This window comes from Pseudomonas sp. Z18(2022) (assembly GCF_036346535.1).
GTDB lineage: Bacteria > Pseudomonadota > Gammaproteobacteria > Pseudomonadales > Pseudomonadaceae > Aquipseudomonas > Aquipseudomonas yamanorum_A.
In genome coordinates this window covers 43,687-62,282 of record NZ_JAOTOA010000026.1, presented here as the reverse complement: position 1 = coordinate 62,282, position 18,596 = coordinate 43,687, and the positions used below count along the sequence as shown (strand labels likewise).

14 protein-coding genes are annotated in these 18,596 nt (G+C 62.5%); 2 read left to right on the top strand and 12 right to left on the bottom strand.

Annotation, left to right across the window (positions count from 1 at the left end):
- Positions 1 to 147: 147 nt before the first annotated feature.
- From V3W39_RS29785 to V3W39_RS29755, 7 genes are all read right to left on the bottom strand, one after another.
- The gene (locus V3W39_RS29785) at positions 148 to 1,788 is read right to left on the bottom strand and encodes a BatD family protein (protein WP_330213901.1); all 1,641 of its coding nucleotides are present in this window, start codon (positions 1,786 to 1,788) and stop codon (positions 148 to 150) included.
- Complete coding sequence (locus V3W39_RS29780; RefSeq protein WP_177134737.1) at positions 1,785 to 3,527, bottom strand: tetratricopeptide repeat protein; 1,743 nt, start codon at positions 3,525 to 3,527, stop codon at positions 1,785 to 1,787. The genes V3W39_RS29785 and V3W39_RS29780 overlap by 4 nt, the downstream gene beginning before the upstream one ends.
- The gene (locus V3W39_RS29775) at positions 3,524 to 4,612 is read right to left on the bottom strand and encodes a vWA domain-containing protein (RefSeq protein WP_177079450.1); all 1,089 of its coding nucleotides are present in this window, start codon (positions 4,610 to 4,612) and stop codon (positions 3,524 to 3,526) included. The genes V3W39_RS29780 and V3W39_RS29775 overlap by 4 nt, the downstream gene beginning before the upstream one ends.
- Entirely contained in the window at positions 4,605 to 5,099 is a 495-nt protein-coding gene (locus V3W39_RS29770) for a DUF4381 domain-containing protein (protein WP_177048405.1), read from the bottom strand. Before V3W39_RS29770 ends, V3W39_RS29775 begins: the two co-directional genes overlap by 8 nt.
- A complete protein-coding gene (locus tag V3W39_RS29765; RefSeq protein WP_003218540.1) occupies positions 5,096 to 6,028 on the bottom strand; it encodes a DUF58 domain-containing protein in 933 nt (310 codons plus the stop codon). The genes V3W39_RS29770 and V3W39_RS29765 overlap by 4 nt, the downstream gene beginning before the upstream one ends.
- A gap of 5 nt (positions 6,029 to 6,033) precedes the next feature.
- Complete coding sequence (locus tag V3W39_RS29760) at positions 6,034 to 6,993, bottom strand: AAA family ATPase (RefSeq protein WP_003218556.1); 960 nt, start codon at positions 6,991 to 6,993, stop codon at positions 6,034 to 6,036.
- A 331-nt stretch (positions 6,994 to 7,324) separates the two neighbouring features.
- Positions 7,325 to 7,681 carry a hypothetical protein gene (locus tag V3W39_RS29755; RefSeq protein WP_177048407.1) on the bottom strand — a complete coding sequence of 119 codons (357 nt, stop codon included), beginning with the start codon at positions 7,679 to 7,681 and terminating at the stop codon, positions 7,325 to 7,327.
- 469 nt (positions 7,682 to 8,150) lie between these two features.
- Here V3W39_RS29755 and V3W39_RS29750 point away from each other — a divergent pair, with 469 nt between their 5' ends.
- Entirely contained in the window at positions 8,151 to 13,010 is a 4,860-nt protein-coding gene (locus V3W39_RS29750) for an NAD-glutamate dehydrogenase (RefSeq protein ID WP_177115725.1), read from the top strand.
- A 99-nt stretch (positions 13,011 to 13,109) separates the two neighbouring features.
- Here V3W39_RS29750 and V3W39_RS29745 read toward each other — a convergent pair whose 3' ends face one another.
- The 4 genes from V3W39_RS29745 to V3W39_RS29730 form a co-directional block, all read right to left on the bottom strand.
- Positions 13,110 to 14,105 (bottom strand): tetratricopeptide repeat protein, encoded by a 996-nt coding sequence (locus V3W39_RS29745; RefSeq protein WP_330213900.1) that lies wholly within the window; start codon positions 14,103 to 14,105, stop codon positions 13,110 to 13,112.
- A gap of 192 nt (positions 14,106 to 14,297) precedes the next feature.
- The gene (locus tag V3W39_RS29740; RefSeq protein ID WP_177115723.1) at positions 14,298 to 14,990 is read right to left on the bottom strand and encodes a GntR family transcriptional regulator; all 693 of its coding nucleotides are present in this window, start codon (positions 14,988 to 14,990) and stop codon (positions 14,298 to 14,300) included.
- A gap of 17 nt (positions 14,991 to 15,007) precedes the next feature.
- Complete coding sequence (locus V3W39_RS29735; protein ID WP_177048412.1) at positions 15,008 to 15,712, bottom strand: FadR/GntR family transcriptional regulator; 705 nt, start codon at positions 15,710 to 15,712, stop codon at positions 15,008 to 15,010.
- A gap of 140 nt (positions 15,713 to 15,852) precedes the next feature.
- Entirely contained in the window at positions 15,853 to 17,163 is a 1,311-nt protein-coding gene (locus V3W39_RS29730; RefSeq protein ID WP_177079454.1) for a C4-dicarboxylate transporter DctA, read from the bottom strand.
- A gap of 231 nt (positions 17,164 to 17,394) precedes the next feature.
- On the opposite strand from V3W39_RS29730, the gene V3W39_RS29725 reads away from it, so the two are divergent.
- Positions 17,395 to 18,024 (top strand): DNA-3-methyladenine glycosylase I, encoded by a 630-nt coding sequence (locus V3W39_RS29725; RefSeq protein WP_330213899.1) that lies wholly within the window; start codon positions 17,395 to 17,397, stop codon positions 18,022 to 18,024.
- A 109-nt stretch (positions 18,025 to 18,133) separates the two neighbouring features.
- Here the strand turns inward: V3W39_RS29725 and V3W39_RS29720 are convergent, their stop codons facing one another.
- Complete coding sequence (locus V3W39_RS29720; protein ID WP_177048415.1) at positions 18,134 to 18,535, bottom strand: cupin domain-containing protein; 402 nt, start codon at positions 18,533 to 18,535, stop codon at positions 18,134 to 18,136.
- Positions 18,536 to 18,596 lie beyond the last annotated feature (61 nt).

Here is an 18,596-nt window from a genome sequence, read left to right as displayed (position 1 = left end):
GAGCCGGGCTTATGTGGGAGCCGGGCTTGCCCGCGATGCAGGCACCTCGGTCTGTCAGCCAGACCGCGGTGATGCCATCGCAGGCAAGCCAGCTCCCACATAAGCCCGGTTCCCACATTTGATTGGTGGTGTCTCAGAAAAGAGGGGCTACTTGGGATACAGCGGCGGCAAGCTGGTGCTATCCCCCGCAGGGTCCTGCTCGCGCTCCGCCATCGGAATCGCCTTCACCGCCCGCCACAATTCCTCACCCTGCCAATACTGGCCACTTTCGCTGTACAGCGCGCCATTCAACCCGTCCAACGCATCCGACAGCGGCACAAACCGCGCGGCCATGTCCGCCAGGGTCTCCGGCTGTTGCCGCGCCCAGGCATCCAGTGCCTGGCGCGTGGCTTGCGGATCGTTGGCCTGGCTCGCCCGCTTGAGGTCATCCAGCAACGTACGCGGGCTCGGGCCGGTTTGCGCGGCACGCAGGATCGCCGGCTGCCAGCGCGCACGCCACCACAAGCCGAAGCCCAGCAGGGTGGTGCAGGCCAGGATCAGGCTGGTCAGTTGCCAGATCCACAGGCTGTCGTTGTCCGGTGCGGTAATCACGGTAGGGCTGGCCGGTGTGTCCACCACCAGGCTCGGGTTGGTCGCTACTTGCAGGGTGCGCGCCGGCAGGCTGGTGCGTTCCAGGTGGTCTTCGTGGGTGTTCCACCACACCACTTCCACCGCCGGCAGCTCCAGTGCTCCGACGCGGTTGGGCACCAGGGCTTCGCGGTCTTCGCGGCTGCCGATCAGGCCGCGGTCGTTGTTCTGGTTGCTCAGCACCGGCTGGTCCGGGTAGCGGCGCAGGCCGGGAATGTCGCTCAGGGCCAGTGGCGGCAGTTGCGCGCCGGCCAGGCCTTCGGCTTTCAGGGTCAGGCTGCGGGTCAGGGAGTCGCCGACCTGTACATGGTCCGGCTCGGGGTTCCAGCTTTCAGTGAGGGTCAGGCTGCGTGCCGGCAGCCAGGGTGCGTCCGCCGGGTAGGCAGCCGGCTTGGCCTTGACGGTCAGCGACAACTCCGGCGAGCTGACGTGGATCAGCTTGCCGGGCTTGGAGCCTTGGGGGTTGTTGTCCTGGGCGGGCCGTGGCTCCACCAGGGTGGCGCTGAATGTCTGCGTCGGGATCGTCAGCGTGCCACTGTGCTGCGGGTAGATCGCATAGCGGGTTTCGATCACGCCATGGCGAATGCCGTTGATGACTTTCTCGTAGGTGCGCGACTCACCCAGTTGCTCGATGCGGGTATCGGCGACCTGCAACGGCGTGAGGCTGCTGTCGTCATACAGCGACACCGAATGGTAGACGCGCAGGGTCAGCAGTGCCTGGGCCTGGACGTAGACACTGTCCTGGTCGAGGCTGGTTTCGATAAATACCGGGGCCAGTTGGGCCTCGGTGTTCTGGCTGACGGTTTCCACCACTTGCAGGGTGATCGGCTGGGTCTTGAGTTCGCCGATCTGCAACGGCGGAATCACCACGGTGCCGTTTTCCTTGGGCAGCAGGGTGATGATCCAGCGGGTGGTGGCGTGGTTGTCGCCCCCCAGGGTGGTGAGCTGGTTGATCTGGCGGGTGCCGCTGACTTCAAACAGCGGGTCGAGGGGCGCCAGGTCCGGTTTGCCGAACAGCGTGACGTCGTTGGACTCCACCGTCAGCTCCACTGTCTCCCCGGAATTGATGCGGCTGCGGTCGACACTGGCCACCAGGCCGGCAGCCTGGGCCTGGCTGGCCCACAACGCGAGGGTGAGAAGAAGGGCGGTGCAGCGGTTCATCGAGTCTTGTCCTGATGTTGTTGCTGTTCGTACCAGAATTTGCGTCGCAGCAGCTCACCGGGGTTGTCCGGGATCTGCCGCAGCCATTGTTCCAGGGCCTGGCGCTGTTCGCCTTCCAGCGTCCCGTCGGCGGGGCGCAGGGGCGGGGTGGTGGTTTGCTCATCCCCCAACTCGCTGCCGGGTACCTCGTTGCTGCCGGCGTGGGGCGTGGCGCCGGTTTGGGTGTCGGTGGCGCCGGGCTGGCCCTGGCCTTGGGACGTCTGCTCGCCACCGGTGGCGGTCTGGCTGCTGGCGCCCGGTTGCGCAGTCTGGCCGGGTTGCGTGGTTTCGTCATCCTCGTTTTTCGCAGGTTTGGCCGGCTCGGTTTTTTCCGGTTCCTGCTGCATCAGGCTTTCCACCAGGGCTTTGTTCTTCAGCGCCGGTTGCAGGTCTGGCTGGGCTTCGAGGGCTTGTTCGTAGGCGTCGATCGCCGCTTCCAGCTCGCCGCTTTTGGCCAGGGCATTGCCTCGATTGTAGTGGGAATAGGCGTCGCTGCCTTCGGCAAAACGCTTGGCGGCTTCGGCGTAGTTGCCTGCTTCGTACAGTGCGACGCCTTGCCATTGCGGGTCTTCGAAATGTTCGGCGGCCTCGGCCGGGCGTTTTTGCTTGAGCAGCAATTGGCCCTGTTGGTCCGGGCGCAGCCACAGGTCCTGGAAGTCGAAGGCGTAGCTGGGCTGCGGCGCGCCCAACAGCAGTAACGGCAAGAAGAACAGCCAGCCGCGGCGCCCGGCGCAGGCGGCGAGCAGCAGTAGTGGCAGGAGCAGCCAATAACCCTGGTCGGCCCAGGTGTCGAGGTGCAGCAGTTGGCCGTCATTGCGCAGGCTTTGCGGGCCGTCGAGCAGGCCCAGGCTGCGCAGGTCCTTGTCGTCCAGGCGCGCCTGGCGGTAGCGGCCACCCATCTCGCTGGCGAAGGCCTTGAGGGTCGGGCTGTCGAGGCGTGGCACGAGGATTGCGCCTTGGGCGTCCTTGAGGAATTCACCGCTCTCCTGTGTCACCGGCGTGCCTTCGCGGCTGCCGATACCGAGGATCGACAGGCTCGGTGCCTGGCTACCTTGCAACTGCAGGCGAATGCCCTGGCGTTCCTGCTTGGACAGCGACGAGCCAATCAGCAGCAGTCGACCCTGGCCCAGGCCGCCATGCTTGAGCAGGCTCAGGGCTTTTTCCACGGCCAGGTCGGCGCGGTGGCCGGGCTCGGGCATGATCGAGGGGCGCAGGGCTTCCAGCAGGTTATGGCTGGTGGCCAGGTCGTCCGAAAGCGGCACCAGGGTGTGGGCGCTGCCGGCGTAGACCACGATGGCGGTCTGCGCATCGCTGCGGGCCTGGAGCAGGTCGAACAGCTTGCGCCGCGCCTGTTCGAGGCGGTTGGGCGGGCTGTCGGTGGCGAGCATTTCCGGGGTCAGTTCCAGCAGCACCACCAGCGGGTCGGCGGGTTTCTGGCTGGATTGCTCGACGCGTTCCCAGCTCGGACCAAGCAACGCCAGCACGGCCAGCAGCCAGGCAATCCCAAGCACCACCCACGGCGATTTGCTTTCCCGGCCACTGCCGCCGCTGAGCAGCGCGGCATGAAAGGCTGGTGGCAGGATCATCTGCCAGCGCCCGGCGCGTTTCTGGCGGTGCCACAACTGCCACAGCAACCAGCCGAGCAGCGGCAGCAGCAACAGCCACCAGGGGCGGAACCAGTGGGGCCACAGGGCGATCATCGACGCCTCCGCAAACGCAGGCGTTTGAGGCGTTCGCGCCATTCAGTATTGGGTTGCAGGAAGCGGCCCTTGCTCGAGAGTTTGTTGAACAAGCGTTGCAGGGCGTTATCCGGCCAGCGCTCCTGGATCACCAGCAGCATGCTGAGGATCAGCGCCAACGCCAGCGGCGCGCTGTACAGCGCCTGAGCGGGGCGGGCCTGGGTCGGTTGCTGGGCCACGGGTTCGAGCTGGTCGAGGGTTTCCTTGATCTTCAGCAGTTCGTTACCGTCGCGGGCGCGGAAGTACCGGCCCCCGGTGGCCTCGGCGATGGCCTTGAGGGCCGGCTCGTCGAGGTCCAGGCTCGGGTTGACGCCGAGGATGCCCAGGGAGCCGGTTTGCTCCGGGTCGGCGCCGATGCCGATCGGGTAGATTTTCACGCCTTCTTCGGCGGCCAGGCGGGCGGCGGTCAGCGGGTCGATTTCGCCGGCATTGTTGGCGCCGTCGGTGACCAGGATCAGCACCCGGCTTTGAGCCGGACGCTGGCGCAGGCGCTTGAGGGCCAGGCCGATGGCGTCGCCGATCGCGGTGTTTTTGCCGGCAATGCCGATTTTTGCTTCATCGAGCCAGGTACGCACGGTGCGCCGGTCGAAGGTCAGCGGCGCTTGCAGATAAGCCTGGCTGCCGAACAGGATCAATCCCACACGGTCGCCTTCGCGGCCTTCGAGGAAATCCCCCAGCAGGTGCTTGACCAGGCTCAGGCGGCTGACGTCTTCGTCCTGCCACTGCATATCGGGGAAGTCCATCGAGCCGGAGACGTCCACCGCCACCAGCAAATCGCGGCCACTGGCGGCAATCGGCAGCGGTTCGCCGAGCCATTCCGGGCGGGCGGATGCGGTCAACAGCAATAGCCACAGGAATACGAACGGCGCTTGCTGGCGCCAGCCCGGCAGGTTGACCCGCGCACGACGGCGGGCCAGGCCTTCGAGGTCGCTGAGGAAGCTGACTTTCAGCGCCGGCTCGCCGCTGTCGGCCACCGGCAAGATGAGCCGCAGCAACCACGGCAAGGGCAACAGGGCAAAGATCCACGGCCAGGCGAACTCAAACATGTTTGCGAATCCAGGTGTCGACGGCCTGGGTCAGGCCGGCGATGGCCTTGTCGTCGAGTTTGCATTCGGGCTTGTAGGCGCCTTCTACCAGCACCATCCAGCGGGTCAGGCCGGCGGCGGGGCAACGGTTGTCGAGGAACGCCAGCCACTTGCGGCCGTTGAGGGTGTGGCTCTGGCTGTAGGGGTAGTCGTTGCGGCACAGGCGTTTGAGCAGACCGTTGAGTTGTTGCAGCCAGGCACCGGCGGGCGCGCCGTCGTAGGGTTTGGGCATCAGCGCCAGCTCGGCGAGGGCAGCGATGCGCAGCGGGTCCAGGGGTTGCTCGGCGCGCGCCAGCGGGCGCTTGGCCGGCAGGAAGCGGCGCAGCCACCACAGGCCCCAGCCCGCCAGCGGGATGATCAGCAGTAGCAGCCACCAGCCCGGTGCCGGCGGCCAGAAGCCGATCACCGGCGGGGCGATCAAGGGTTGCAGTTGGTCAAGGCCGCTCATTGCTTTTTAACCGGGCGTTGCGGGTTCAGGTATTCGCGCAGTTGCTCGACCATTTCACCCTGGGTGCTCAAAGGCATCAACAGCACCCGCAGCTTTTGCGCGAGCAATTCCCAGCGCGCGCTGCGGGCTTCGGCCTGGGCCTTGTAGGCCTGGCGCAGATCAAAGTTCAGGGTGTCCAGTTCCAACTGTGCTCCGCGTTCGGCGAAACGCAGCAGCCCGGCGGCGGGCAGGGCGTGGTCCAGCGGGTCGGAGACCGGCAACAGCAGCAGGTCGCAGTGGCGCGACAACAGGCTCAGCTGTTGCTCGGCGCCTTCGGTCAGGGCGCGTTCGTCGCAGATCACAATCACCAGGCTGCCCGGGCGCAGTACTTCCCGGGCCCGGCGCAAGGCCATGCCGAGGGCGTCGGCTTCCGGGCGACGTTCGGTGTTGAGACTCTGGTTGACCCGCACCAGACGGTTGAGCAGCTGCAGCAGGCTTTGCTTGCTGCGCCGGGGTTTGATTTCGTAGTGCTCGCTGTCGCCGAACACCAGGCCGCCAACCCGGTCGTTATGGCCGAGCGCGGCCCAGCCGATCAGGCTCGCCGCCTGGGCCGCCAGCACCGACTTGAACATCTGCCCCGAGCCGAAAAACAGTCGGCAGCTTTGCTCCACCATGATGAAGATCGGCCGTTCGCGTTCTTCATGGAACAGCTTGGTATGGGGTTCCTGGGTGCGTGCGGTGACGCGCCAGTCGATGGTGCGCACATCGTCGCCGGCCTGGTACACCCGCACCTGGTCGAAGTCGACCCCGCGCCCGCGCAGTTTCGAGTGGTGCAGGCCGATCAGCGGGCTGCGCTGGCTCGGCGTGGAAAACAGCTGCACTTCCCGCACGCGATGGCGCATCTCGATCAATTCGCTCAGGGTGACACGGGTTCCATCGCCAGCGTTCATGGGCGTCAAGCGACGGCAACGACGTCGAGAATGCGTTGCACCACGCGGTCCTGGTCGATACCGGCCGCTTCAGCCTCGAACGACAGAATGATGCGGTGGCGCAGCACGTCGAACAGCACCGCCTGGATGTCTTCCGGGCTGACGAAATCGCGACCGGCCAGCCAGGCGTGCGCCCGGGCGCAGCGGTCCAGGGCAATCGAGCCACGGGGGCTGGCGCCGTAGGCAATCCACTCGGCCATTTCCGGGTCGAACTTGGCCGGGGTGCGGGTGGCCATCACCAGTTGCACCAGGTATTCCTCCACCGCGTCGGCCATATACAGGCCAAGGATTTCCTTGCGGGCGGCGAAGATCGCCTGCTGGCTGACCCGGCGCTCGGGCTTGGTTTCACCGTTGAGGGCTTCGCCACGGGCCTGCTGCAGGATGCGGCGCTCGACGGCGGCGTCGGGGAAACCGATTTTCACGTGCATCAGGAAGCGGTCGAGCTGGGCTTCAGGCAACGGGTAGGTGCCTTCCTGCTCGATCGGGTTTTGCGTGGCCATCACCAGGAACAACGGCGACAGCTCATAGGTACTGCGTCCGACACTGACCTGACGCTCGGCCATGGCTTCGAGCAAGGCGGACTGCACCTTGGCCGGGGCGCGGTTGATTTCGTCCGCCAGCACCAGGTTGTGGAAAATCGGGCCTTGCTGGAACACGAAACTGCCGGTTTCCGGGCGATAAATCTCGGTGCCGGTGATGTCGGCGGGCAGCAGGTCGGGGGTGAACTGGATGCGATGGAACTGTGCTTCGATTCCTTCGGCAAGTTCCTTGATGGCCTTGGTCTTGGCCAGGCCGGGAGCGCCTTCAACCAGCATGTGGCCATCGGCGAGCAGGGCAATGAGCAAGCGCTCGATGAGTTTTTCCTGGCCGAGAATCTGCGTTGAAAGAAAGGTTCGCAGCGCAAGCAGCGCTTCACGATGTTCCATCGATGACGGTTCCTGGAGAGGTGAGCCCGGGCGTTGTCAAAAACGCCAGGGCCTGGGGGGCTTACTTTAATGCATCAGGGGGGGCTGCGACTAACGGCACAGGGGGTATTTTTTGGGAATTGTGGGAAATGTCCGAGGTTTTTACAGGCTGACTCCGGCCTGTGTGGTGAGGGAGCTTGCTATGTGGCGAGGGAGCTTGCTCCCGCTGGGCTGCGAAGCGGCCCCAAAACAGCGAACCGGGATCTGCCTGGAAAAATGCGGCGGCCTTATTGGGGCTGCTGCGCAGCCCAGCGGGAGCAAGCTCCCTCGCCACATTGAGCGGTTTGGGCAGTCAGGCCCGGATATAGGTGCCGGTGCCTTTGAGAATGTTCTGCAGGGTTTCTTCCACTTCGGCCAAATCCGACTCCGCCGTGCCGTGGGTGATTTCCAGATGATCGTTGCCGCCCAGTGCGTCGGCGTCCGCCGCGCCAATCTCCACGAGCAATGTCGTGGCACCGAGGGTGATCTTCAGCCCGTCCAGGGTCGACGGCTCGTAATCCCAGGTGATTTCCACCTCATCCTCATCCGGATAACGGGTGACCATGAACATCTCGCCCTTGTCGCCGTGGCAGCAGAGCATGGCCATGTTGTCTTCCTCGTCATCGCACGGGTTGACGATCAGGTGGGCGGTGGTCAGTTGCAGTGGCATGGTCAATCCTGTCTTGGGGGAGGGCGCAGCACGGCAATTGTGCCATTGCGGCGAATTTTGTGCTGCATCGTGTGTCAGACCTTGTGGCATGACCTGGCGGGCAATATCAGTCATTTCCGGTACTCGGTGCCTCGGGATTTCTCTGAAAACACCCGGTTGCCCAAGTCGCAACCCGCCAGCAGCGTGCCGATGACCGAATATGTCGCAGCGTCGCAAGCAGCACGCTTCCTACACTCGTTAAGCTGCGCAACGGATGTGCCTCGCCAGGAGTCTGACCTGCCCGTCGTACCGTCACCTGGCAAGGTGTACATCTTATGGAAGTTGAATGTGACCTCATTGTCTTGTCCAGCTTCACCCACCTGTCACTCTGAATTCGTTACTGTAGACCGCGAACAGAGCTGACGGTCTCCCCGCAAGGGGATAACACGCGACGCTTCCATCAATAACAAGCCCAAGCGGAGTACCACAGATGGCGTTCTTCACCGCAGCCAGCAAAGCCGACTTCCAGCACCAACTGCAAGCGGCACTGGCGCAGCACATCAGTGAACAGGCACTGCCACAAGTGGCGCTGTTCGCTGAACAATTCTTCGGCATCATTTCCCTGGATGAACTGACCCAGCGTCGCTTGTCCGACCTGGCCGGTTGCACCCTGTCTGCCTGGCGCCTGCTTGAGCGCTTTGACCACACCCAACCGCAAGTGCGGGTCTACAACCCCGATTACGAACGTCATGGCTGGCAATCGACCCACACCGCGGTCGAAGTGCTGCACCACGACCTGCCATTTTTGGTGGACTCGGTGCGTACCGAGCTGAACCGCCGTGGCTACAGCATCCATACCCTGCAAACCACCGTGCTCAGCGTACGGCGTGGCAAGAAGGGCGAGCTGCTGGAAATCCTGCCCAAGGGCACCCAGGGCGAAGACGTTCAGCAAGAATCGCTGATGTACCTGGAAATCGACCGCTGCGCCAACGCCGCCGAGCTGAATGTCCTGAGCAAGGAACTTGAGCAGGTACTGGGCGAAGTGCGCGTCGCTGTCGCCGATTTCGAGCCGATGAAGGCCAAGGTCCAGGAACTGCTGGACGGTATCGACGCCAGCGCGTACGTGATCGACGGCGAAGAAAAAGCCGAGATCAAGAGTTTCCTGGAATGGCTGGTGGGCAACCACTTCACCTTCCTGGGCTATGAAGAGTTTGTGGTACGTGACGAGGCGGACGGCGGTCATATCGAATATGACGCCAATTCGTTCCTCGGTCTGACCAAACTGCTGCGCCCGGGCCTCACCGCCGACGATCTGCGCATCGAAGACTACGCGGTGAACTACCTGCGTGAACCGGCCGTGCTGTCGTTCGCCAAGGCCGCTCACCCAAGCCGCGTGCACCGCCCGGCCTACCCGGACTACGTGTCGATCCGCCAGATCGATGCCGACGGCAAGGTCATCAAGGAATGCCGCTTCATGGGCCTCTACACCTCTTCGGTGTACGGCGAAAGCGTGCGGGTAATCCCGTACATTCGCCGCAAGGTCGCGGAAATCGAACGTCGCTCGGGCTTCCAGGCCAAGGCGCATTTGGGCAAGGAACTGGCCCAGGTGGTCGAAGTGCTGCCCCGGGATGATCTGTTCCAGACCCCGGTGGACGAGCTGTTCAGCACCGTGATGTCGATCGTGCAGATCCAGGAGCGCAACAAGATCCGCGTGTTCCTGCGCAAAGACCCGTACGGTCGCTTCTGCTACTGCCTGGCCTACGTGCCGCGCGACATCTATTCCACCGAAGTGCGCCAGAAGATCCAGCAAGTGCTGATGGATCGCCTGAAAGCCTCGGACTGCGAATTCTGGACCTTCTTCTCTGAATCCGTACTGGCTCGTGTACAGCTGATCCTGCGGGTAGACCCGAAGAACCGACTGGACATCGACCCGCTGCAACTGGAAAAAGAAGTGGTGCAGGCCTGCCGCAGCTGGCAGGACGACTATTCCAGCCTGGTGGTGGAAAGCTTCGGCGAAGCCCATGGCACCAACGTGCTCGCAGACTTCCCGAAAGGCTTCCCGGCCGGCTACCGCGAGCGTTTCGCCGCGCATTCGGCCGTGGTCGACATGCAGCACCTGCTCAGCCTCACCGAAGCCAACCCGCTGGTGATGAGTTTCTACCAGCCGTTGGGCCAGGTTTCCGGCCAGCGCGAGCTGCACTGCAAGCTGTATCACGCCGACACTCCGCTGGCACTGTCCGACGTGCTGCCGATCCTGGAAAACCTCGGCCTGCGTGTACTGGGTGAATTCCCGTACCGCCTGCGTCATGCCAATGGCCGCGAGTTCTGGATTCACGATTTCGCGTTCATCGCCGCCGAAGGCGTGAACCTCGACATCCAGCAACTGAACGACACCCTGCAGGACGCGTTCGTGCATATCGTGCACGGCGATGCCGAGAACGATGCGTTCAACCGCCTGGTGCTGACCGCCGGCCTGCCATGGCGCGACGTGGCGCTGCTGCGTGCCTACGCCCGTTACCTGAAGCAGATTCGCCTGGGCTTCGACCTGGGTTACATTGCCAGCACCCTGAACAACCACACCGACATCGCCCGCGAGTTGACCCGGTTGTTCAAGACCCGTTTCTACCTGGCGCGCAAGCTCACCAGCGACGACCTGGAAGACAAGCAGCAACGCCTGGAGCAAGCGATCCTCACGGCCCTGGACGACGTTCAGGTGCTCAACGAAGACCGCATCCTGCGTCGCTACCTGGACCTGATCAAGGCTACCCTGCGGACCAACTTCTACCAGGCGGATGCCAACGGCCAGAACAAGTCCTACTTCAGCTTCAAGTTCAACCCACACGCGATTCCTGAATTGCCCAAGCCGGTGCCGAAGTTTGAAATCTTCGTCTACTCGCCACGGGTTGAAGGCGTGCACCTGCGCTTTGGCAACGTCGCTCGCGGCGGCCTGCGCTGGTCCGACCGTGAAGAAGACTTCCGTACCGAAGTGCTGGGCCTGGTAAAAGCCCAGCAGGTGAAGAACTCGGTCATCGTGCCAGTCGGCGCCAAGGGCGGCTTCCTGCCGCGTCGCCTGCCACTGGGCGGCAGCCGGGACGAGATCGCGGCCGAGGGCATCGCCTGCTACCGCATCTTCATTTCCGGCCTGTTGGACATCACCGACAACCTGAAAGACGGCGCGCTGGTGCCACCGTTGAACGTGGTGCGCCACGACAACGATGACCCGTACCTGGTGGTGGCGGCGGACAAGGGCACTGCGACCTTCTCCGACATCGCCAACGGCATCGCCATCGACTACGGCTTCTGGCTGGGTGATGCGTTCGCCTCCGGTGGTTCCGCCGGTTACGACCACAAGAAAATGGGCATCACCGCCAAGGGCGCGTGGGTGGGCGTGCAGCGTCACTTCCGCGAGCGCGGCATCAACGTCCAGCAAGACAGCATCACCGTAGTGGGCGTGGGCGACATGGCCGGCGACGTGTTCGGCAATGGCCTGTTGATGTCCGACAAGCTGCAACTGGTCGCGGCCTTCAACCACCTGCACATCTTCATCGATCCAAACCCGACCCCGGCCAACAGCTTCGCGGAACGCCAGCGCCTGTTTGACCTGCCGCGCTCGGCCTGGACCGACTACGACACCAGCATCATGTCCGAAGGCGGCGGTATCTTCTCGCGCAGCGCGAAGAGCATTGCCATCTCGCCACAGATGAAAGAACGCTTCGACATCCAGGCCGACAAGCTGACCCCGACCGAACTGCTGAATGCCTTGCTCAAGGCGCCGGTGGACCTGTTGTGGAACGGCGGTATCGGTACCTACGTCAAGGCCAGCACCGAAAGCCACGCCGATGTGGGCGACAAGGCCAACGACGCCCTGCGCGTCAATGGCAACGAGCTGCGCTGCAAGGTAGTGGGCGAGGGCGGTAACCTCGGCATGACCCAACTGGGTCGTGTGGAATTCGGCCTCAATGGCGGCGGTTCCAACACCGACTTCATCGACAACGCCGGTGGCGTGGATTGCTCCGACCACGAAGTGAACATCAAGATCCTGCTCAACGAAGTGGTGCAGGCTGGCGACATGACCGACAAGCAACGCAACCAGTTGCTGGCGAGCATGACCGACGAAGTCGGCAGCCTGGTGTTGGGCAACAACTACAAGCAAACCCAGGCCCTGTCCCTGGCGGCCCGCAAAGCTTTCGAGCGAGCAGCCGAGTACAAGCGCCTGATGAGCGACCTGGAAGGCCGCGGCAAGCTGGACCGTGCCATCGAGTACCTGCCGACCGAGGAGCAGCTCAACGAGCGCGCCGCCGCGGGCAAGGGCCTGACGCGTCCGGAGCTGTCGGTACTGATCTCCTACAGCAAGATCGACCTCAAGGAAGCGTTGCTCAAATCCCTGGTGCCGGATGACGACTACCTGACCCGTGACATGGAGACCGCGTTCCCGCCGAGCCTGGTGGCCAAGTTCTCCGAAGCCATGCGTCGCCACCGTCTGAAGCGTGAGATCGTCAGCACCCAGATCGCCAACGACCTGGTCAACCACATGGGCATCACCTTCGTTCAGCGACTCAAAGAGTCCACCGGCATGAGCCCGGCGAACGTGGCCGGTGCCTACGTGATCGTGCGTGACATCTTCCATCTCCCGCACTGGTTCCGTCAGATCGAAGCCCTGGACCACCAGGTGTCGGCCGACGTGCAACTGGAGCTGATGGACGAACTGATGCGCCTGGGCCGTCGTGCCACGCGCTGGTTCCTGCGCAGCCGCCGCAACGAGCAGGACGCCGGGCGCGATGTTGCGCACTTCGGTCCACACCTCGCTGCGCTGGGTCTCAAGCTCGACGAACTGCTGGAAGGTCCGACCCGCGAAGGCTGGCAGAACCGTTACCAGGCTTACGTCGAGGCCGGTGTGCCAGAGTTGTTGGCGCGCATGGTTGCAGGCACTACGCACCTGTACACCCTGTTGCCGATCATCGAGGCCGCGGACGTGACAGGCCAAAGTGCGGCAGACGTCGCGAAGGCTTACTTCGCCGTCGGCAGCGCCCTGGACTTGCCGTGGTACCTGCAGCAAATCAGCAGCCTGCCGGTGGGCAACAACTGGCAGGCCCAGGCCCGCGAAGCCTTCCGCGACGACGTGGATTGGCAGCAACGGGCGATCACCATTTCCGTACTGCAAATGGCCGACGCGCCAGAAGACATGGAAGCCCGCGTGGCCCTGTGGCTTGAGCAGCACCAGGACATGGCTGATCGCTGGCGCGCCATGATGGTTGAAATTCGTGCTGCAGTCGGCACGGACTACGCCATGTACGCGGTGGCCAACCGTGAGTTGCTGGACCTGGCAATGAGTGGTCAGTCGGTGCTGTAAAAAGCCTGATTGAGGGTTAACACCGAAAAATCCCCGTGTCGAAAGACACGGGGATTTTTTTTGGGTGGACGCTTACGTCGAGGGCATGGCTGCCGTGGGTCAGTTGCCGGAACCCAGCACGACTTTTGGTTCATTGAATTGAGCGACCAGCAGCACCTTGCTGTTCAACTCAGCGAGGATGGACAGGGAGGCGTCATATTGCTTCGGACTCATCTGGTGCAAGATTTCCTCGAGGTCAGCGTCGAGTTGATCAACCGATTCAATACCGACGTTTCTGTCACGTGCAAATTTCAATAGTGCGCGGGCTTTGGGCAAGTCTTTTTCGAGTCCATAGGTGCGCGCTTTTTTGGCCCCTTTCCATGGCATGCCGGCCAGTGCGTAGCCGTATTCCTGTATGCCTTCCAGTTCGCCCGCCGCTACCAATTGTGCAAACCTTTGCTGCTTCTCGAGCGTGCTGGCTGTTGATGTCTGGGGGTAGACGCGATCGTACAGTGCCGGTGGATACCCGCTGTCAGCAGATTTTTGGCACATCTCTTCAATCAGTGCGTTGCGCTCTACGGCGTTGGTCATCAGCCCCGGGTGTTCCCGGTAGGCTTGGGCCAGTTTGAATTGCGCCTTTGAGTTGCCTGTGGCTGCGGCCTGGGTCAGCCATGCAATGTCCTGGGTCAGGGTATACATGTTTAACATGCCCTGGGCATTGCCAGCGGCAACTGCCGCCATGGACAGCTCCCTGGCTTTTGCCAGAGATTCGGTGTCCCCGAGCCACATCAAGGCGAAGACGTTGTTCTGTGCCGCTGCAAGCCTGAGCCATTTTTGGGTTTCCGGGAACGCATAGCGAAATGCCCCGAATATATAACCGGTGCAAGTGGCCATGGCGTATTGCGATTGCGCGTCGCCATTCAGCGCCGGGAAGGTCAAATAGAATGCCGCGTCGTCAATTTTGCCTCGACGAAACAACGCGCTTCCAATCTTCCTTGCGGCGTCGGTCAGTTCAGCCAACGTTGCATTCAAGGGGGCCGGCAGAGAAGCCTTCTGATCATTCAATTGAGTAATCAGGGTGGACAGCTTCGACGACACGTCTGGGTCAATGTACATTTTCGATACCTGTGATAGAGCACTCAAGCAGTGCGGGATACAGGTTATGGAAAGGTCACCTGGCGCAGGCGTTACATAGCTAGGGCGGGCGCGGATCAGGCGGTGCTGGAGTTGGCTTGGCTGATTAGTAGACAAAACCATGTGTCGAAAGATACCGGGCTTCTTTGTGTTCGCTTTACAAGATTGGCGATGCTACGAAATAAGTAGCTTGGCTTCCAGGTGGTCCAGATGCCGGGTCATCAAGGTGACGGCGGTACCGGCGTCGCCTTGCTCCACCGCATCCACAATCGCCCTATGCTCCTGCCACGCGCAATACGTGCAGGCCGTCGCCTCAAGCTGCGCTATCACCAACGACGTCAACGGCACCAGGCTGTTGAGAAACTGCGCCAGCGGTGCATTCCCGGCGATGGCCGCCAGTTGCAGGTGAAACTCCCCTGAAAGCCGAATCGCCGGGCCGCGTTCGTCACGCTCAATGCAGGCGCGTTCCCGTGCGATCAGCTCTCGCAGTTGGCGGATCTGTGCCGGTTTCGCGTGAGCACACGCCAGTTGCACCACGGTGATTTCCGTCAGGCGACGGGCCTCCAGAATTTGCCGGGTTTGTTGGGCATCCGGTGCTGCCACCTGGGCCCGATGGTTGGGCCGCAGGATGATTACTTGTTGGTGCGATAGCCGCGCCAGCACTCGGCGTATCACGCTGCGGCTCACACCAAAACTCTGCCCCAGGCTTTCTTCGGTAAAGCGGCTGGCCGGGGCGATGCGTTGTTCGAGAATGGCGTCGAACAGCCGCGGATAGATGTCGTCCACCGAGAGCTTTTTGCCGGGCACCAGGCGTATCGGCGGCAGGACATTGACGACGCTGTTACGTTGCAGGGCAGGGGCGTTCATGGGCGGTCTCCAAAAAGTCAGCTACCCAGATGGTCATCCGGGATGTTCAAGCGAATGCCCATGCGCAAGCCTTCCTGGAGGATGTGCCGGCGCATTTCGGCGCTGGCCAGGGCGCTGTTCTTGTTGCGGATCGCGCGCACCACGGCGTCGTTTTCCTGCAGGCGCTCCGCCAGGTGCTCGGGGGAGTTGCGCAGCACCTGGGCGCTTTGCTTGAGGGCGTTGCTGGTTTGTTGCACCACGTTCTGGAAGATCGGGTTGGAGGTCAGGGCGAACAGTTCTTCGTGGAACGCGATGTAGGCGTTCATCCCGGCTTCGCTGTCGCCGGCGTCGAGGGCCTCGCGCATGTCCATCAGGGTCAGGCGCAGTTGCCCGACCTCCTTGCTGCTGATGGATTGAGCCACCAGGCCGACGATAAAGGGCTCGAGGGTGTAGCGCAGTTGCAGGATGTCTTCGAGACTGGCGTCGGCCACGCCGCTGTCCTGTGCCTGGGGTTCGCTGAGTGTGGCTTCCAGCACCACCACGCCCTTGCCGGGCATGGAGCGCACCAGGCCGAGGGTTTCGAGTACGATCACCGCTTCGCGCAGGCTCGGACGGCTGATGCCCAGTTGCTCGGCCAGTTCACGTTGGCCGGGGAGCATCTCGCCGCGTCGCCACTGGCCCTTCGCCAGGGCGGCGCGCAGTTTTTCTACCACTGAATTGACGACGGTTGAGGTGCTGATCACGTCGATGCCTCCTTGATGATCTAGTGTGGGAGCTGGCTTGCCTGCGATAGCGGTGTATCAGTCAAAAATTCATTTGCTGACCCGGCGCCATCGCAGGCAAGCCAGCTCCCACATTGGAGTGGTGTGTTGTCGGGAAAGAGTCAGAACTCCTGGTGGGCGGGCACTACCGGCTTCTTGGCCTGGAAGGCATACCCTTGCTGCCCGTCCAGCACCTTGTTGGCGCGCTGGATATCGATGTCTTTTTCCCAGCGGGCGATGGCCACGGTAGCAACGCAGTTGCCGATCAGGTTGGTCAGCGCCCGGCCAATCCCCATGAACCAGTCCACTGCCAACACCAGCACCAGGCCCACCACCGGAATCGCCGGGATCGCGGTGAGCGTCGCCGCCAGAATCACCAGGGCCGATCCCGGGATCCCGTGGGCACCCTTGGAGGTGATCAGCGATACCAGCAGGATGGTCAGCAGGTCGGTCATCGACAGCGGCGTGCCGGTGGCGTTGGCGATAAATACGATGGCCAGGGTCAGGTAGATCGAGAAGCCATCGAGGTTGAACGAGTACCCGGTGGGAATCACCAGGCCCACGGTCGAGCTGCCGATGCCCAGGTGCTCCAGTTTACGCATGATCTGTGGCAACACCGCATCGGAGGACGCGGTGCCCATCACGATCAACAGTTCTTCGCGCAGGTACTTGAGCAGTGGCAGCATCCGCAGGCCCGACAGGCGCATCACCAGGCCGAGAATCACCGCCACGAACATGAAACAGGTGAGGTAGAACAGGCCCACCAGGCTGCCCAGGTGTTGCAGGGAATCCAGGCCGTAGGTGCTGGTGGTGAAGGCGATGGCGCCGAACACGCCGATGGGTGCGAGGCGCACGATCATGCCCATGATGCGGAAGATCACGTGGCTCAGCTCGTTGATCAGCCGCGAGATGCCGGAGGCGGCTTCGCCCACCAGGTTCAGGGCGCTGCCAAACAGCACGGAAAACAACAGCACCTGCAGCACGTTGTTGTCGGCGAAGGCGCCAATCACCGAGTTGGGGATCAGGTCCATCAGGAACTGGCTGGTGCCCTTGATGTGTTGGCCTTTGTCGGCCAGTTCATTCAAGCCGGCGGAGGAGAGTTGTTCCAGGTGGATATTGGCGCCGGTGCCGATCCCGGTACTGAAGGCCATGATCAAGCCGATCACCAGGGCCACGGTGGTCAGTGCTTCAAAGTAGATCACCGACTTGAGCCCGATGCGTCCGACTTTCTTCAAGTCGCCGGCACCGGAAATCCCGCTGACCACCACGCAGAACACGATCAGGCCAATCAGCATTTTGATCAGCTTGATAAAGCCGTCACCCAGGGGTTTGAGTTGCGAGGAGAATTCGGGAAGGGCGAGGCCGCAGATTATGCCGATGACCAGGCCAATCACGACTTGCAGGAAAATCGAACGCGAGCACCATCTGAGCATGGGAAGGATCTCTATTCGGTGCCCTGGTGGGTCCAGGGCTTAATTGTTGTGGTCTGACCGGTATGTCCAGTGCGGGGCCAGTCTACGCTCCGTTTTTTTCCAGCTGCAAGTAAATATTACAAGGATGGTGGGTCCCGGTCTGACCAGTTGGTTCGCAACGTCGGGGCTTGAGCGGTTGGCGGCCCGGAATTTTTTTCGCTTATCATCCGGGCTCGGTTCACAAGGTGAGTTATGGATATTCCTGGATTGATTACGGACGCGGCGGGCATCACGAGCTGTACGTGGCGCACGGCGGCGCCGGAGTACGCGCATTACCACGACCATGAATGGGGCGTGCCGGTGGCCGAGGACATTGCGCTGTACGAGAAGATTTGCCTGGAGGGTTTTCAGGCAGGCATGGCGTGGATCACCATCCTGCGCAAGCGCGAGGCGTTTCGCCGGGCGTTCGAGGGCTTTGATTTTCGCCGGGTGGCGCAGTACACCGAACGGGATATCGAGCGACTGATGGATGATCCGGGCATTGTGCGTAATCGCGCCAAGATCGTGTCCACCATCAACAACGCCCGGCGCGCCTGTGAGCTGGTGGATGAGACCGGCTCGCTGGCGGCGTGGCTGTGGTCATTTGAACCGGCCGCCGATGAACGGCCGGCGCGGGTTGACCTGGCGTACTGGACGGCCAATCCCACGTCAGCTGCGTCAACGCGCTTGTCCAAGGCCCTGAAAAAACGCGGCTGGAGCTACGTGGGGCCGACTACCATGTATGCGTTGATGCAGGCGATGGGCATGGTCAACGACCACCTTGAAGGCTGCGTCTGTCGGCCAAGAATCGAACACCTGCGCCGCCACTTCAAACGCCCCTGAGCGCGGTCAAAACTGTGGGAGCTGGCTTGCCTGCGATAGCGGTGGGTCAACAAACACAACTGTGTCTGATACACCGCTATCGCAGGCAAGCCAGCTCCCACAAGGACGGTTAATGTGGCAGCGGCGTGAGCACGTCGGCCTTGTCGTCCATCACCATCACCACCAGCAGTTTCGCCGGCTGGGTCTGGCTGGCATTGCTGGATTCAAAGTGCCGCGAGCCGGCGGGTTCATAGAACGATTGGCCGACCTTGTAGGTGATCGCCTTCTCATCGTTGACCCGCGAGGTGATTGCACCTTCCAGCACATAGGCCACGGCCGTGCCGGTGTGGCTGTGGGGCACGGTGGCCTGGCCCGGGGCGTAGTCCACGGTGAGCATGATGGTTTTCTTGCCCGGCACGTTGGTCAGGGCATGCTCTTGCAGGACGTTGATCTTTTCCTGGTTGTAAACCGGGTCGTGGGCAAAGGCGCTTAACGAGGCCAGCAACAGGGTGGTGCCGAGCAGTATTTTCATGGCGATGCTTCCGGGAAGTTTTAGACCCCTTCACCCTACGCGCAGGTCATGGGGCGACCAA

What these genes read in the sequence shown, in the direction of transcription:
- V3W39_RS29750 (WP_177115725.1), top strand. Translation starts at nt 8,151, where the DNA reads ATGGCGTTCTTCACCGCAGCCAGCAAAGCCGACTTCCAGCACCAACTG.
- V3W39_RS29765 (WP_003218540.1), bottom strand. Translation starts at nt 6,028, where the DNA reads ATGAACGCTGGCGATGGAACCCGTGTCACCCTGAGCGAATTGATCGAG.
- V3W39_RS29755 (WP_177048407.1), bottom strand. Translation starts at nt 7,681, where the DNA reads ATGCCACTGCAACTGACCACCGCCCACCTGATCGTCAACCCGTGCGAT.
- V3W39_RS29730 (WP_177079454.1), bottom strand. Translation starts at nt 17,163, where the DNA reads ATGCTCAGATGGTGCTCGCGTTCGATTTTCCTGCAAGTCGTGATTGGC.
- V3W39_RS29720 (WP_177048415.1), bottom strand. Translation starts at nt 18,535, where the DNA reads ATGAAAATACTGCTCGGCACCACCCTGTTGCTGGCCTCGTTAAGCGCC.
- V3W39_RS29785 (WP_330213901.1), bottom strand. Translation starts at nt 1,788, where the DNA reads ATGAACCGCTGCACCGCCCTTCTTCTCACCCTCGCGTTGTGGGCCAGC.
- V3W39_RS29760 (WP_003218556.1), bottom strand. Translation starts at nt 6,993, where the DNA reads ATGGAACATCGTGAAGCGCTGCTTGCGCTGCGAACCTTTCTTTCAACG.
- V3W39_RS29745 (WP_330213900.1), bottom strand. Translation starts at nt 14,105, where the DNA reads ATGTACATTGACCCAGACGTGTCGTCGAAGCTGTCCACCCTGATTACT.
- V3W39_RS29775 (WP_177079450.1), bottom strand. Translation starts at nt 4,612, where the DNA reads ATGTTTGAGTTCGCCTGGCCGTGGATCTTTGCCCTGTTGCCCTTGCCG.
- V3W39_RS29740 (WP_177115723.1), bottom strand. Translation starts at nt 14,990, where the DNA reads ATGAACGCCCCTGCCCTGCAACGTAACAGCGTCGTCAATGTCCTGCCG.
- V3W39_RS29770 (WP_177048405.1), bottom strand. Translation starts at nt 5,099, where the DNA reads ATGAGCGGCCTTGACCAACTGCAACCCTTGATCGCCCCGCCGGTGATC.
- V3W39_RS29780 (WP_177134737.1), bottom strand. Translation starts at nt 3,527, where the DNA reads ATGATCGCCCTGTGGCCCCACTGGTTCCGCCCCTGGTGGCTGTTGCTG.
- V3W39_RS29725 (WP_330213899.1), top strand. Translation starts at nt 17,395, where the DNA reads ATGGATATTCCTGGATTGATTACGGACGCGGCGGGCATCACGAGCTGT.